The organism is Streptosporangium sp. NBC_01469, assembly GCF_036227305.1.
Lineage (GTDB): Bacteria > Actinomycetota > Actinomycetes > Streptosporangiales > Streptosporangiaceae > Streptosporangium.
The window spans coordinates 7,467,868-7,483,551 of sequence record NZ_CP109465.1 but is presented as its reverse complement, the minus strand read 5'-3'; the positions used below and the strand labels follow the sequence as shown (position 1 = coordinate 7,483,551).

The 15,684-nt window shown below is 69.9% G+C and carries 11 protein-coding genes and 1 pseudogene; 7 read left to right on the top strand and 5 right to left on the bottom strand.

All coding sequences use genetic code 11. The features are described 5' to 3' along the window. Positions 1-204 precede the first annotated feature (204 nt). The 5 genes from OG587_RS32990 (at position 205) to OG587_RS32970 (ending at position 9,977) form a co-directional block, all read left to right on the top strand. Positions 205-1,431 carry an acetyl-CoA acetyltransferase gene (locus OG587_RS32990; protein ID WP_329082258.1) on the top strand — a complete coding sequence of 409 codons (1,227 nt, stop codon included), beginning with the start codon at positions 205-207 and terminating at the stop codon, positions 1,429-1,431. Positions 1,432-1,573: 142 nt separating this feature from the next. After that, positions 1,574-2,524, top strand: coding sequence for a winged helix-turn-helix transcriptional regulator (locus OG587_RS32985; protein WP_329082256.1), 951 nt, complete (start codon positions 1,574-1,576; stop codon positions 2,522-2,524). 576 nt (positions 2,525-3,100) lie between these two features. Continuing rightward, a complete protein-coding gene (locus OG587_RS32980; RefSeq protein ID WP_329082253.1) occupies positions 3,101-4,087 on the top strand; it encodes a multicopper oxidase domain-containing protein in 987 nt (328 codons plus the stop codon). Between the two features lie 227 nt (positions 4,088-4,314). Next, positions 4,315-8,259 carry a ThuA domain-containing protein gene (locus tag OG587_RS32975; protein ID WP_329082251.1) on the top strand — a complete coding sequence of 1,315 codons (3,945 nt, stop codon included), beginning with the start codon at positions 4,315-4,317 and terminating at the stop codon, positions 8,257-8,259. Between the two features lie 83 nt (positions 8,260-8,342). Beyond that, the gene (locus OG587_RS32970) at positions 8,343-9,977 is read left to right on the top strand and encodes a cupredoxin domain-containing protein (RefSeq protein ID WP_329082247.1); all 1,635 of its coding nucleotides are present in this window, start codon (positions 8,343-8,345) and stop codon (positions 9,975-9,977) included. A 93-nt stretch (positions 9,978-10,070) separates the two neighbouring features. On the opposite strand, the gene OG587_RS32965 is transcribed toward OG587_RS32970, so the two are convergent. The 3 genes from OG587_RS32965 to OG587_RS32955 all read right to left on the bottom strand — a co-directional run bounded on the left by OG587_RS32965 (position 10,071) and on the right by OG587_RS32955 (position 12,277). After that, positions 10,071-10,244 carry a hypothetical protein gene (locus tag OG587_RS32965; RefSeq protein WP_329082245.1) on the bottom strand — a complete coding sequence of 58 codons (174 nt, stop codon included), beginning with the start codon at positions 10,242-10,244 and terminating at the stop codon, positions 10,071-10,073. Between the two features lie 947 nt (positions 10,245-11,191). Further along, positions 11,192-11,548 (bottom strand): FecCD family ABC transporter permease, encoded by a 357-nt coding sequence (locus OG587_RS32960; protein WP_443075287.1) that lies wholly within the window; start codon positions 11,546-11,548, stop codon positions 11,192-11,194. A 36-nt stretch (positions 11,549-11,584) separates the two neighbouring features. After that, the gene (locus OG587_RS32955; RefSeq protein WP_329082244.1) at positions 11,585-12,277 is read right to left on the bottom strand and encodes a TetR/AcrR family transcriptional regulator; all 693 of its coding nucleotides are present in this window, start codon (positions 12,275-12,277) and stop codon (positions 11,585-11,587) included. A 99-nt stretch (positions 12,278-12,376) separates the two neighbouring features. Here OG587_RS32955 and OG587_RS32950 point away from each other — a divergent pair, with 99 nt between their 5' ends. Further along, the gene (locus OG587_RS32950; RefSeq protein WP_329082242.1) at positions 12,377-13,306 is read left to right on the top strand and encodes a zinc-binding dehydrogenase; all 930 of its coding nucleotides are present in this window, start codon (positions 12,377-12,379) and stop codon (positions 13,304-13,306) included. Between the two features lie 184 nt (positions 13,307-13,490). Here OG587_RS32950 and OG587_RS32945 read toward each other — a convergent pair whose 3' ends face one another. Both OG587_RS32945 and OG587_RS32940 read right to left on the bottom strand, forming a co-directional pair. Further along, positions 13,491-14,450 (bottom strand): hypothetical protein, encoded by a 960-nt coding sequence (locus OG587_RS32945; RefSeq protein ID WP_329082240.1) that lies wholly within the window; start codon positions 14,448-14,450, stop codon positions 13,491-13,493. Continuing rightward, positions 14,447-15,007 carry an RNA polymerase sigma factor gene (locus OG587_RS32940; RefSeq protein WP_329082238.1) on the bottom strand — a complete coding sequence of 187 codons (561 nt, stop codon included), beginning with the start codon at positions 15,005-15,007 and terminating at the stop codon, positions 14,447-14,449. Before OG587_RS32940 ends, OG587_RS32945 begins: the two co-directional genes overlap by 4 nt. Before the next feature lie 126 nt (positions 15,008-15,133). Between OG587_RS32940 and OG587_RS32935 the strand changes: the two are divergent. Beyond that, a pseudogene (locus tag OG587_RS32935) lies at positions 15,134-15,295 on the top strand (transposase); the annotation flags it as partial. Between the last annotated feature and the right edge of the window lie 389 nt (positions 15,296-15,684).

Here is a 15,684-nt window from a genome sequence, read left to right as displayed (position 1 = left end):
GACGCCCGCGCCCAACCTCCCGAGGTGCCGCGCCGGGGCGGCCGGGGCGGGAAACCGCCGGTCCCGGCCGGGTGGTCGGCCTACTCGGGGCTGCGATGGCGCGCCATCCGCCCTGGAGGAACGGTTCGAGGCGCGTTGACGGCATACTCTTCTTATTGTAGTAAGAAGCGGACAGCAGACGGATCTCGGCGAGGAGGCGCGCCCATGCCGGACGCGGTATGGATCCTGGGCGGCTACCAGAGCGACTTCGCCCGCAACTGGTCGCGGGCCGGTCAGGGGTTCGCGGAACTGACCGGGGAGGTCGTGCGCGGCACCCTCGACGACGCCGGTCTCGCCCCCTCGGACATCGACGTCATCCACGTCGGCAACGCCTTCGGCCAGCTCTTCACCGGCCAGGGCCAGCTGGGCGGCATGCCCGCCACCGTCGAGCCCGAGCTGTGGGAGGTCCCCTCGGCCAGGCACGAGGCGGCCTGCGCCTCAGGCGGCGTCGCCGCGCTGGCCGCGATGGCAGACATCGAGTCCGGGCGCTACGAATGCGCCCTGGTCCTCGGCCTGGAGCTGGAGCGCACCGTGCCCGGCGACCTCGCCGCAGGACACCTCGGCGCCGCCGCGTGGGTGGGCCACGAGGGACAGGACGCGAAGTTCATGTGGCCCCACATGTTCAGCGCCCTCGCCGACGAGTACGACCGGCGCTACGGCCTCGACGACGCCCACCTGCGGGCCGTCGCCGAGCTCAACTTCCGCAACGCCAGGGCCAACCCCAACGCGCAGACACGCGGGTGGACGTTCACCGAGGCGAGCTTCGCCGCCGACGACGAGGCCAACCCGGTGGTGGAGGGCAGGCTGCGGCGTACGGACTGCAGCCAGATCACCGACGGCGGCGCCGGGGTGGTGCTGGCCGGGGAGCGCTTCCTGGCCCGCCACCCCGAGCTCGCGCGCGGCGGCCGCCTCGCCAGGGTGCTCGGCTGGGGGCACCGGACCGTCGGGCTCCCGCTGGCGATGAAACTGGAGCGCAGCCGCGACGAGCCGTACACGCTGCCGCACGTGCGCAACGCGGTGCTCGACGCGTTCTCCCGCGCGGGTGTCGGCGGCGTCGACGACCTCGACGGCATCGAGACGCACGACTGCTTCACCATGTCGCAGTACGCCGCGATCGACCACTTCGGCATCACCGGGCCCGGTGAGAGCTGGAAGGCCATCGAGAACGGCGACCTGGAGATCGGCGGGCGCATCCCCGTCAACCCGAGCGGCGGTCTCATCGGCGGTGGCCACCCGGTCGGCGCCACCGGGGTCCGGATGCTCCTCGACGCCGCCCTTCAGGTCACCGGCCGGGCCGGTGACTACCAGGTCGAGGGGGCACGCCGGTTCGGCACGCTCAACATCGGCGGCAGCACCACCACGACCGTCAGTTTTGTCGTCGGAGCCGAGTAGGCCGGGACCGACGCCGCCGACGGTCGTGACGTGGCGGGGTCCCGAGGTCGCCGATCCCGCCGTTCCCGGTCCAGGAACCTCGGGATCGGGAGGGGGCGCGGCGGCGGAGGGCACCCGGGACCGTGGCCTACAGGAGACGCGCGTGCTCGTGCACCCCATGAACCGTCCCACGCGGCTTCCCCCGGGGCACACCAACGCCGTCGGCCTCACCCTGGGCCTGATCGGCGACGAGTGGAACCTGCTGATCCTGCGCCACGCCCTGCTTGGGGTGCGCCGCTACGGGGAGTGGCGGCAGGAGTTGCCCATCTCGCACGCCGTGCTGACCCGGAGGCTGGCGTTCCTCACCGAGATGGGCGTCTTCGAGCGGGTCGAGTACCAGCGCGGGGCCAAGCGGTTCGAGTACCGGCTGACCAAGCGGGGACGGGACCTGTGGCCGACGCTGCTCTCGGTCTGGGCGTGGGAGTCGCGCTGGGTGCCCGAGCACCAGGAGTCGCTGCCCAGGATGGTCCACCGGAGCTGCGGCAGTGAGTTCCTGCCCGTCCTGACCTGCGCGGCCTGCTCGCGTTCCGTACGGCCCCGCGACGTCGTCGGCGGTTTCGGGCCGAGCGGCACCTGGGAACGCTCGGTGCCCGCCGCCACGACCCGCCGCCGCTCCGGCTCCACCGTCGACGGCGGCGCGGGCATGTTCCCCGAGACGATGGCGCTGGTGGGCAACCGCTGGTCGGCGGCCATCCTGGGCGCCGCCTTCCAGGGACTGCACCGCTTCCGCGACTTCGAGCAGCGCCTGGGCGCCCCGCCCACCATCGTCGCCGACCGGCTCCGGGTCTTCTGCGAGCTCGGCGTCTTCGAGCAGGTGCCCGGCGCCGAGCGGCCGGACTGGCCCAGCTACCACCTCACGGAGAAGGGCCGCGCCTTCTTCCCCGTGACGATGACCGGCATCGACTGGGGACAGCGATGGTTCCGGGCGGCCGAGGGACCCGCCCTGGTCCACACCCACCGGGCGTGCGGGCATGACTTCCAGATCCAGCTGACCTGCGACGCCTGCATGGCATCGCTACGCGGGCACGAGATCGTGGTGCGACGCCGGGGGTGAAACGGCTCGACAACTCGACATCGGCATCCCCACGCTATCCGCCCGAAGGCCAGGGCGCATGGGTCGCAGCCGGTAAGCGCGCCAGGTGGCGGGGTGCGGCGGGGGACGGGCCAATGGCCGGCACAGACAGTGACGGGCCGTTGGCAGGAGGGCCGCCGAGAGGTGGCGGCAGGACGGCGGCGTGTGGCCGAGTCGGTGCGGGCGTGGGCGGATTCACCATGCGGATTCACCATGTGGATCGCCGGGAGGGGCGGCGACAGGGGTTATGGGGCGGGGGCGCGGACGTGGGGATGCGGGGAAGTCCGATCTTGGGGTCACCGTAACAGTCCGCATCCACCTTTGGCCAGATACAAGCAGAAGTTCTGACTCTTCCAGTGATACTTCTTGACATTTCGCCGAAAATGTCGCGTACTTCGATCGAATGTTGATCCCACTACTCCCCACAGCACCACCGATCACGACGCGACCGGTCCAGGCCTAGACCCACGTCGCGCGAAAGCAGTGTCCCGAGCACTCGCAAGTCACCCTCACGCAAGCGTCACCGATTGGGGAACCATGACCGAGGTAGGCAGAGGCATGGCGAAAAGCCTGCTCTCCCGGCGTGCCTTCACCACGTCCGCGGCGGCTGCCGCGTTGGCACCATTGGTCACAACGAATCAGACCGCGGCGTCGACCCAGGCCGGTACGGCCGGCACGACCATGGGCGCGGTCCGCCGCATCACCCTGTACGCCGAGCGGCTGGAGGACGGCCAGCTGGGCTACGGCCTGGAGCCCGGCAAGGCCACGATTCCCGGGCCGCTCATCGAGATGGTCGAGGGCGACACGCTTGAGATCGAGATGGTCAACAACCTGGACGTGACGGCGAGCCTGCACGTCCACGGGGTGGACTACGACGTGGCCAGCGACGGCACGAGACTGAACGACAGCGTGGTCGAGCCCGGGGGCCGGCGCACCTACATCTGGCGCACCCACGCGCAGGGCAGGCGCGGGGGCGGCGCCGGCATCGAGCCCGGCAGCGCGGGCTACTGGCACTACCACGACCACGTGGTGGGGACCGATCACGGCACGGGCGGCATCCGGCGGGGGCTGTACGGCCCGCTGGTGGTCCGGCGGAAGAAGGACGTCAGGCCGGACAAGACGTTCACCGTCGTCTTCAACGACATGATGATCAACAATCACCCCGCGCACCACGCGCCGGAGTTCGTCGCCAAGGTCGGCGAGCGGGTGGAGTGGATCGTGATCACCCACGGCGAGTTCTACCACACGTTCCACATCCACGGGCACCGCTGGGCCGACAACCGCACCGGCATGCTGGAGAGCCTCGAGGACCCGAGCCGGATCATCGACACCAAGATCACCGGGCCCGCCGAGTCGTTCGGCTTCCAGCTGATCGCGGGCGAGCGCGTCGGCCCGGGGGCGTGGATGTACCACTGCCACGTCCAGAGCCACTCCGACATGGGGATGGCCGGCATCTTCACGGTGACGGACGCGGACGGAAACGTGCCGGGTCAACCGGGCGGCGGTCACGGTGACCACGCGGACGGTGACCACGCGGGCCACTGACGGCCGCGCACGGCCGGCCCGGCCCCGGGCGCCCCCCCGAGACCGGATCCGGTCGCCCCATGCCGTACGAGCACGGCCCTACGCAGACGTCGACATCCCGGACCGCGGCCGACCCCCGAACTCGTCCGCAGATGGTCCTGAACCACCCTCGATCCCAAGGAGCAATGATGGGTCGAACAGGCTATTTACCGCCCCGAGCACCCGCCTGGCGACGCGTACTGATCACGATGTCGAGTGCCGTCCTGGTGCTCGGACTGGCGACCCCGACCGCCGTGCCGGCCCAGGCACAGGCCCGGCTACAGGCACAGGCCCCCGCCCCGGCCGCCAAGAAGCCCGCCGTCAACGTGCTGGTCTTCAGCGGTCAGGCCGCGCAGCAGGACGACCCGGTGCGGGCGGCCGCGACGGCGATCAGGGAACTGAGCAAGAAGAACGGGTTCTCCGTCGAGGAGGCCCAGGATCCGGCGGTCTTCACCGCCGACAACCTGGCGCGGTTCCGCGGCGTGGTGTTCCTGTCCGCCAACGGCGTGAGCCTGGACGAATCGCAGCTCGCCGCCTTTCAGGCGTACATCAGGGGCGGCGGCGGGTTCGTCGGTATCCGCGACGCCGCCCGCGCGCAGGTGGACTCGACCTGGTTCACCGAACTGATCGGCACCCGTCCCGTCGGCGCCCTCCCCATCGCGGAGAAGGTGACGGAGACCGCGGCGAGCGCGGAGAACCCGCCGAACGAGACCAAGGACAAGGTTTTCGACGGGGACAACGACACCAAGTGGCTGGCCCGGACGCCGACCGGGTGGGTGCAGGGCAAGCTGGAGAAGCCCGTCGCGGTGGCGCACTACGCGCTGACGTCGGCCAACGACTCCGCCGGCCGGGACCCGAAGGACTGGACCCTCCAGGGCTCGCAGAACGGGACGACCTGGACGGATCTCGACAAGCGCAGCGGGGAGATCTTCCCCCAACGGGCCCAGAGCAAGGAATACAAGTTCGAGAACACCACGGCGTACCAGTACTACCGGCTCAACGTCACCGCGAACGGCGGCGAGCCCCTGACCCAGCTCGCCGAGCTGCGGCTGTTCGGCCCCGACTCCGCGCCTCCCCCCGTGGCGAAGGAGCAGAAGGCCGTCGTGGACATCCTCGACCGCCGGCATCCGGCGAACGAGGGACTTCCGCTCACCCTGTCGCGGACCGACAAGTGGCTGAGCTGGAACCCCAATCCGGTGGGCAAGGTCCACACGATCGCGCAGGTCGAGGAGTGGACCTACAACCCGAGCATGAACGGCAACGGCCCGTTCCATCCGGTCTCCTGGTGCCGTGACTACGACGGCGGCCGGTCCTTCTACACCGGCATGGGCGGCACCGCGGCGAGCTACACCGGCGACAAGCAGTTTCGCACGCACCTCGCCGGCGCCATCCGGTGGGCGACCGGCATCGTCCGGGGCGACTGCCAGGCGACCATCGCGGCCAACTACACCACGGAACGGCTGACCACGCCGAACACGCAGGGCCAGCTCGACCAGATCGGCGAGCCGCACGGCCTGACCATCGCGCCGAACGGCAAGGTGTTCTACATCGGCAAGGCGGCATGCGCCACCGGCCCGATCCCCAACTGGAACGACCCGAAGGTGGGCCTCGGCTGCGGCACCATCCACCAGTGGGACCCGAGGACCAAGCAGGTCAAGCTGCTGACCACGCTGCCCGTCATGGGCAACCGCGGCAGCGGCGACGAGCTGGTCAAGAACGAGGAGGGCCTGGTCGGCATCACCCTCGACCCGGACTTCGCGGAGAACGGCTGGATCTACGCGTACTGGATGCCGCACGCGTCGATCGACCGGGACAGGCGCATCGGCAAGCGGACGGTCTCCCGGTTCGACTACGACTCGCGGACCCAGACGATCGACCAGAGCAGCCGCAAGGACCTCCTGCAGTGGGACACCCAGATCCACAGCTGCTGCCACGCGGGCGGAGGCATGACCTTCGACGAGGACGGCAACCTCTACATCGGCACCGGTGACAGCAACTCCTCCGGCGGATCCAGCGGTTATTCAGGGAACAACTGGACCCAGGACTACAAGGGCACCTCCTTCCAGGACGCCCGCCGTACCTCCGGCAACACCAACGACCTCAACGGCAAGATCCTCCGCATCCACCCGGAGCCCGACGGCACTTACACGATCCCCGAGGGCAACCTGTTCACCGGCGAGGAAGAGGGCGGCGGCAAGTCCCGCGCGGAGATCTGGGTGATGGGCGTCCGCAACATCGCGCGGCTGCAGTGGGACAAGAAGAACGACTGGATCACGGCCGGCTGGGTCGGTCCGGACGCCAGCGGCCCGAGCGAGACGTGGGGACCGGCGAAGTACGAGACCGTGACGGTTCTCACCTCCGCCGGCAACCAGGGCTGGCCGTACTGCATGGGCAACAAGCAGCCCTACCGCGACCGCAGCAACGGCAACGCCACCCAGCCCGCCGAGTGGTACGACTGCGACAACCTGAAGAACACCTCGCCGCGCAACACCGGCCTCGTCGACATCCCGCCGGCGCGCGACAACATGATCTGGTACTCGCCGCAGGGCGGCGGCCCGGTCTACCCGAAGCGGCAGGACGGCAGCGGTCTCCCGACGTACAAGCAGGGCGAGGAGACCCTCACCATGCCCTACCTCAAGGGCGGCGGCCAGGCGGTCATGTCGGGCCCGACCTACCACCGCTCCCAGACCGACACCGACAGCGGGGTCGCGTGGCCGGAGTACTGGGACAACAAGTGGTTCATCGGTGACCAGTCCAACGCCAACAACCGCGTCGCCGTGACCGTGAACCCGGAGACCGCCCGGGACGCGGGCCGGCCGGCGTTCGCCGAGGACCTGCGGAACATCATCCCGGGCGGCAACGGCGCCAACCAGCTGCAGTCGTGGATGGACGCGAAGTTCGGTCCCGACGGCGCGCTCTACATGCTCGACTACGCCAGCGGCTTCTTCAGCCTGCACGCGAACCAGAAGCTGGTCCGCGTCACCTACAAGGGCGGCCCGGCGACGCCGGACCCGGACGCCGCCGTGGCGCGTCCCGCCCGGCAGAACGCCGAGCCCAGGACGATGACGTTCTCCAGCGCCAAGGCCGGCGGCGTGGCGTGGGAGTGGGACTTCGGCGACGGCAGCGCGCCGTCGAAGGAGGCCGACCCGACGCACACCTACGCCGGCTTCGGCACCTACGAGGCGACGCTGAAGGTCACCTACGCCGACGGCGAGCAGGCCACCGGGAAGATCGCTGTCACGGTCGGCTGCGCCGCGCCCGACGCCCGGCCGACGGTGCAACTGCTCGACGCCTTCACCGGCGTGCGCAACAAGGCGGCCGGCGGCGGCTGCACGATCAACGACCTGATCGACGACGAGCGCGACTGGAAGAACCGCAACCAGTTCGTCCAGCACCTCGACACCGTCGTGAAACAGCTCCTCAAGGACGGCGTCATCACCGCCCAGGAGGCGGAGGCGCTGCGCACCGCCGGCGCCAAGTCGGAGGTCGGGAGGGTGAGCGGGTACCAGCCCATCTTCGACGGCACGGCGTCGTCGCTGCTGGGCTGGAGCCAGGCCCCGTCCGGGCGGTTCGCCCTCCAGCCGGACGGCACGATCCGCAGCTCCGGCGGTCTGGGCATGCTGTGGTACTCCGACAAGGCGTACGCGGACTTCTCGGTCCGGCTGCAGTTCCGTGACAGCTCGCCCGACCCGCATCGCGCCAACAGCGGCGTCTTCGTCCGGTTCCCGGACCCGAGGACCCCGCTGGAGCAGCGTCCCGCCGGAAGCTGCGGCACGGTCGGCGCGGCGCGCACGTCACCCGCGTGGGTCGCGATCTTCTGTGGCCACGAGATCCAGATCTACGACGGCGACACGGGCGAGCCGCAGAAGACGGGCTCCGTCTACAACTTCTCGCCCAACGGCCTGAACCGGGCCGGGGTGACCCCGAAGGGCCAGTGGAACGACTACGAGGTCCGGGCGGTCGGCCAGCACTACACGATCATCCGCAACGGCACGGTGATCAGCGAGTTCGACAACACGCCGGGCAAGGCGTCGTCCCGCGCCGGTGACCCGCCCACGGACCTGCGCCAGTTCATCAGCGGGTTCATCGGGCTGCAGAACCACGGCAACAACGACGTGATCGACTTCCGCAACATCCGCGTGCGCGAACTCTAGGACGGTACACCGGCCGGGTGCCGGGCCGGGGAGCGTTCCCCGTGCCCGGCACCCCACCCCAGCTCGGAAAGGTGCATCGACACATGCATGTCGGATCTCTCCCCTCCCTCACGATCAGAGCGTTACGGCGGGCATCCGGAGCGGTGACGGCGCCGCGCCTCGCCGTGGTGCTGCTCGCCGTGGCGCTTCCCGCGCTCTTCCTGTCGTCGGTCCAGGCCGCCGCGCAGCCCCGTACGCAGCTCACCGCCGCGCAGGCGGCGGACCAGGTGCTCACCTGGACCGCCGACAACAGCATGACCGCGTACAAGTCGGCGCCGGAATCGGCGACGGCGGGTCCCGCCACCATCGTCTTCGAGAACAGCGCGGCCACCGGCAACACCACCGGCATGACGCACACGCTGACGTTCGACACCTCCACCCCCGGCTACAACCACGACGTCAGCCTCAACATCATCGCCAGCCCCTTCGACGCCGACGGCGGCCGGCACACCGCCCAGGTGAACCTCACCCCCGGCAAGTACCGCTACTACTGTGTGATCCCCGGTCACGGCCAGATGACCGGCGAACTCGTCGTCACCGAAGGCGGGGGCGAGGACACGACCGCACCGCAGGTCTCCGCGCAGGTGGCGGGCGACCAGGACGCGGACGGCGACTACGTGGGCGCGGCGACGGTCACGGTCTCGGCGAGTGACGCCGAGTCCGGGGTGGACACCGTGGAGTACGCGCTTGACGGCGGGGCGTTCGCGGCCTACTCGGCCCCGGTGTCGGTCAACCAGGTGGGGGCGCACACGGTGACCTTCCGGGCCACCGACAAGGCGGGCAACACCTCGCCGGTGGGCTCGGTGGAGTTCACGGTGGTGGCTCCGCAGGGGGAGGACACCACTGCGCCCGAGGTCACCGGGGAGGTGACCGGTGACCAGGACGCGGACGGCGACTACGTGGGCGCGGCGACGGTGACGGTCACGGCGAGCGACGCCGGCTCCGGGGTGGACACCGTGGAGTACTCGCTCGACGGCCAGCCGTTCGCGGTGTACACGCAGCCGCTGTCGGTCAACCAGCCCGGCGCGCACACGGTGACCTTCCGGGCCACCGACAAGGCGGGCAACACCTCGCCCGTGGACTCGGTGGAGTTCACGGTGGCGGCCTCGCAGGAGGAGGACACCACCCCTCCGCAGGTCTCGGCGCAGCTGTCGGGCGAGCAGGACTCGGCGGGCAACTACGTCGGCTCGGCGACCGTGATGATCTCGGTGAGCGACACCGAGTCGGGGGTCGCCACGGTGGAGTACTCGCTCGACGGCGGAGCCTACACCGAGTATCCGTCCCCCGTGTCGGTCAACAAGGCGGGCGCGCACACCCTGTCGTACCGGGCCACCGACAAGGCCGGGAACACCTCGCCGGTGGCGACGCTGAGGTTCACCGTGGTGGCTCCGGAGGACGACACCACGCTGCCGCAGGTGTCGGCCGCGCTCACCGGCACCCAGGACTGGGCCTGGAACTACGTCGGCTCGGCGACGGTGAAGCTGACGGCGAGCGACGTCGGCTCCGGGCTGGACACCGTGGAGTACTCGCTCGACGGCCAGCCGTTCGCGGCGTACACGCAGCCGCTGTCGGTCAACCAGCCCGGCGCGCACACCCTGTCGTACCGGGCCACCGACAAGGCCGGGAACATGTCGGTGGGCACGGCCAAGTTCATGATCGTGGAAGCCGGCGGCGAGTAGCGCCCGCCGCCGGGCAGGGGTGACGGCCGCCCCGAGAGGCGACTTCGTCAGCCGGTGAGCGGCCTCCGTCCAAGGACGGGGGCCGCTCACGCGTCAGGCCGCCCAGAAGGCGGCGACGGCGGCGGCCCGGGCCCGGCCGGCCTCGGCGGAGGGGCGGCGGGTGGCCGGGGAGAGCGGATTCTGCCCGAAGGCGGCCACCGACGCCTCGTCCACGTGCCGGTGAACCCAAGGGGTCAGCGCCGCGCTCGCCTTGAGTGCCTCTTCCATGATTTCTCTCTCCGCCGAGCAATCGTCAAGATCTGTGGATCGAGAGTTTCGGGCGGCTGCGGATGAGGCCTGGTCGTTCGACCAGGAGTCCATTGACGAAGGTCGCTCCGGCGCGGACCAGAGCCACCGGGTCCCGCGAGACGTGGGCCGCGCGGGGAAGCGCAGCGCCGCATCGGCTCGTCGAGCTTCCTCGGACCGGTGATCACCGAGTGTTGTCAGGTCCCTGGAGGCGTTTTGCGGCACGACCGTCCCTGGTGTTGAGCTGGATCTGCAGGCGGTTCATCGCGCCGTCGACCAGACGCGCGAGACTGCCCAGCAACGCGCTTTGGATTTCGTCCGTGAAGCTACTCGACGATGGAGCGACGCGAGACAGGTAAGCGAAATTCGTTCCGCCATATCCGCGCAGAAGGTGAACTAATGAATGAAACGCTTGATGATGCCTTTCCGGGTCCCTCTACAGCCGAAGGACCCGACGATTCTTTTCTGAGGCCGCGACAACTCGCTAATCATTGGACGCGCCCCGACGTGCGTGCCTACTACTGGTATCTGACGTTCGAGAATTCACCGGACCTGCAGTCTTTTGCCAGGAAATGCCAAGAAGTCATCTCCTTTCCTTACTATGACTTGATCCCTCCGGGGAGCCTGCATCTTACGCTCGATCGAATTGCATTCGAAGGTGAGATCACCTCTGACCAACTACGTGCCATCGAGGCTGCTGCAATTGGCGCCTGTGTCGATATTGCACCCTTTGGTATTGCTGTCGGCAATCTGGGTGGCACGTCCAGTGCGATAGGGTTCAGCGCTGCCGTGAGGAACGGGCAGAGGTACCAGGAGCCGGACGCGGCCCCTACAAGATCAAGCCCATTGCCGTTCCTTCTCGGTGTCAGGCTGGATGGAGTAGGTGTAAGCGAGGTCCCACGCCCTTTGACAATCGCGGGTGTCCAGACTCATGATCTCGCGCTCTTTCCGCGCATGATGAGCGCGAAAGCCGGGACGCCGATCAGGGCGGTGAGGACCCCGACGGGTACCTCGCGCGGGGAGAACAGCGTGCGCGCGGCGGTGTCGGCCCACAGCAGGAAGATCGCCCCGTACAGCGCGCAGGCCGGGAGCAGCACGCGGTGGCGGATGCCCACCAGGAAGCGGACGGCGTGCGGGACGACCAGGCCCACGAACCCGATGGCGCCGCTCGCGGCGACGAGGACCGCGGTGCTCAGCGCGGTGGTGACGAGCAGGACGAGCCGTGTCCTGCCCGGGGGGAGAGCCGGTGCGGCGCCGTGGAGGTCAGCACCGCGTCGAAGCTCCACCTGGGCAGCGCCGACGACTGATTGAGGAGGAACCGCTCAGGTCTCGTCTCGCAGTCCCGCGGTCAGGGTGAGGGTGCCCGGGATCGCGGTGAAGGCGTCGCGGACGTGGGCGGCCAGCTCGGCGCGGGTGCCGGGACCGGGCCGGGACGTCCACGTCTCCAGGGCGCGGTGGAACGCGGCGACGAGCATGTCGAGGGCGAGTCGTGGGCGCAGGTCGTGCGGGTCGGCCAGGATGAGCCTGCGGTGCAGGATCGCGAGTGCGGCGCGGCTGGTGCGGTCGCAGAAGTGCAGGCCGTGCGCGTCCATCGAGGGGGTCTTCTCCGCGAGCCGGTGGCTGAGCCGGACACGGCGCGCCCAGCCCTCGGCCGTCATGCGGTCGAGGGTGGCGAGCAGGGCGTCCTGCAGCATCTCCAGGACGGGACGGCCGCCGGGGTCGCGGGATTCGAGGTCGTCGAGGAAGGCCGTCCACAGGTCGTGGAGGGGAGCTGTCGCCACGTCCTCCTTGCTGCCGAAGTTACGGAAGAAGGTGCGTTTGGAGACCTCGACCGCCTCGCACAGATCGTCGAGTGTCGTGCCGTCGAAACCCCGCTCGGTGAACAGCTCCAGGGCGGTGTCGATCAGCGCCTGGCGGGTGCGCAGCTTCTTGCGTTCGCGCAGTGGCAGCCGGTCGGCCAGGGCGATCGGCGAGACCGGCGCGGCTGTGGCGGCCGGCGAGGGCTGAGTAGTCATCACGGTCAGTGTAGCGGAGCGCGAATGCCTCTTGTAGGTTTATGCCACTCAGTGGCGTTATTGTGGTCACCGATGCTCTCCGTGAAAGGTGTATGACCTATGCGTGCTCTGCTTGTCGATCGTTCCGTGCCCGGCGGCCTGCGGTCCGGTGAGGTTCGCGATCCCGACCCCGCCCCGAACCAGGCGCTGATCCGGGTGACGGCGACCTCCCTCAACTACGGCGAGGTGAAGACCGGTCTGGAGAACGCCCCCGAGGGCACGGTGCCGGGCTGGGACGCGGCCGGGGTGGTGGAGCGGGCCGCCGCCGACGGCTCCGGTCCGGCCGCGGGCACCCCGGTGGTGACACTCTCCGGCGACGGCGCGTGGGCGGAGTTCCGGGCCGTCGACACGGCGCTGATCGGCACGGTGCCGCGCGGCGCCGATCTCGGCGCGGTCAGCACGGTCCCGGTGGCGGGCGCCAGCGCGCTGCGGGCCCTGCGACGGCTCGGCCCCATCGTCGGGAAGCGGGTGCTGGTCACCGGTGCCACCGGCGGGGTCGGGCGGTACGCCGTGCAGCTCGCCCGGCTCGGCGGCGCGCACGTGACGGCGTCCACCGGTGACCCGGTCGCGCACGGGGACGGCCTGCGGGCACTGGGCGCGCACGAGGTGGTCGCCGGGCCCTCCGGGGTCGGCCACCCGGTGGACGGCGTCGTGGAACTGGTCGGCGGACACCAGTTGGTGGACGCCTTCGGCAAGCTCGCCGGGGGTGGCACGCTGGTGTCCGTCGGGCACATGACGGACGAGGCCGAGCACTTCCCGCTCGGGGCACTGCTCGGCGACCAGGGCCGCCACGACCGCTCGGTCGTCACCTTCTACCTGCTGTCCGACCCCGGGCTGGACACGGACCTGACCTGGCTGGCCGGGCAGGTGGCGACCGGCGGCCTGGATCCGCAGGTCTCCTGGCGGGGTGGCTGGGACAGGGCCGCGGAGGCGGTCGAGGCCCTCCTCGGCCGCCGGCTGCACGGCAAGGCGGTCCTCGACATCGGTTGAGCCCGCCGCCCCGGCTCACCGCCGCCCCGGTTCACCGGGCCGAGACGGCGGGCTTGATCCACCGAGCCGATGTGTGGTGTCTTCTCCCTGGGCTGGATCACCTCGGCCCGAGCCCGCTCTCGCCGGACGACACGGTCCTTTGGCTCCCGCCCTCTCGTACGGGCGGGAGCCGGTTCCCGCCCGGTCAGGAGGCGGGGGGTGGCGCGCTTCCGTTGTAGAACGGGTTCTCGGGCAGCCGCTCGGGCGTGACGAGCAGCCGGATCACCCCGGCCTTCACCTGCCAGGCGTTCCAGACGGTCCAGTCACGCCCGACCCGGTCGGCGGGGAGCGGCTCGAAGGACGACATCCCGCCCGTCCTCGCGTCGATCCGGATGAGACTGAACACCGTGGTCAGGTCGCGTTTCCGCGCCTCGGCCAGGATCTCGTCCACCGGGCGGCCGTCCCTCAGCCGGACCCCGGCGAACATCTCGCCGGGAGCCATGGCCAGGTCGAAGTTCGCGTACTCCTCTCCCTGCCTCGCCTGGCGCCCCAGCCTGACGTCCACCTTGCCGGTGAAGCCAACGGGAATCCGCATCACCATCACGCAACCGGCGTCCTTGCCCGGCTCGCATCCCTTGGAAGTCGTCCCCATGGTGAGGGGGACACCGCCGAACCGGGGACCGGAGGGATCCGGTGTCGCGCCCGCGTCAGGTCCGCCGTCACCCGTGATGATCATTCCCATGATCTCTCCCACGCTGCTTCGTGAGACGGGTACCGGGCGCAGCGTGATGTTCAGGCCGACCGCGCGGAACGCCTCGGTGTACCTGGCGTGGTCGGCGAACGGGTCCTTGATGCGGGCGACGTACTGCTCGCCGTCCAGCACGATGTCGACGGCGGAGTTCGCGTAGCTCGTGGCGCTCCCGTCGCGCAGCAGGCCGGGGCCGGCGACGACCCCGGCGACGAGCACTCCGGCGGTGAGTGCCCCGGCCACCAGGCGCGCGCTCCACGACCACCGGCGCGACGGCGAGGCCGCGGGGACCTCGGACCCGGATTCGGACGTGATCGACGCCAGCAGCGCCCGCGCCCCCGCGGCGGACGCCTGCCCGGCCAGTTCGTCGTCGCGGACGCGGGCCGGCGGGATCACCGGTTCATCGGTGTGCTTCACGAGGACCTCCATGTCGGGACCCTTGCGGCCCGGCTCGTCGGGGTGAATTCGATCCCGGCCCTCGCCAGCCCGTGCGAGAAGCGCTTGCGGGCCCGGTGGAGCCGGATGCGTACGGCGTTGCGGGAGCGGCCCAGGGCGGACGCGATCTCCCCGGCGTCCAGGCCCTCCCAGGCCACGAGCGACAGCAGCTCGCGATCGTCGTCGGACAGTTCACGAAAGACCTGCCCTATCGCCCTGAGCTCCATCTCCTCCCCGGCAGGGGACGTGTGGGCGTAGAGGTCGGCGATGTTCTCGAGCAGTGCCGTCTGGTGGGTGTGACGGCGTGTCAGACCCCGGCGATGGTTGGCGAGGACGTTGCGCGCCACGCCGTACAGCCACAGCCTGGCCTGCTCACCGGGCGGCAGGTCGTCCACCCGGCGCCACGCGATCTCGAACGTCTCGGCCACCACGTCGGCCGCGTCCTCCGGAGAGTCGCAGCGGCGCATCGCGTAGCCGAGGATCTGTTCGTACGTGTCGAGGTAGACCTTCTCGAACCGGGTTCCTCGGTCGTCAGGCACGGGCGGTTCCCATGGCAGGACGCCTCCTCTGGTGGGGTTCGTGGACACCCATCCATGTCGAAGGCGCCAGCATCATTTCTCCCAGAACCGGAAATTTCCCGAAACGCCGCTCTGTCGAGTGGTCCGATGCTGGGTCGTCGCTCTAGGCCACTGCCACGACGAGTGCGTGATCGGTTTAACGGGATCCTGTGGCGTTTTCGCACCGGATCCGGCTGGCGTGATGTCCCGGAACGCTACGGATCTTGGTCCACGCTCTACTCCCGGTTCAACGGCTGGGCCAAGGCCGGAGCAGCCGCCGGGTGTCGGGGGCGTCGTGCGGTACGGGGGCCTTCTTCGTTGGAGGCATGGTCGGCTGGGTGATTGTGGGGACGGCCGGATGCGGTCGGGGCCGACTGCGTAGGGGGAGCGCAGCGGATGGCTCGCCCTGGCCGACCTTGGAGAACGTAGGTGGCGGACCGCGAGGTGAGGTGTCCGATCGCTCCGTGAAGGCCTGCCGGTGGCGCCAGGAGGGAGTTTGCGGACCGCTGGCCGACGGTCTCCGTGATCGGCGAAGTTAATACCAGTGGTTTGTCCCTGTTATGTACATGTAATACCAAATCGTTGACCACTGGTTAGTACCGGTTCTAGCTTGGTTCATCTCACGATGCTCCAACTGGCCTAGAGGTGGACGCAACACG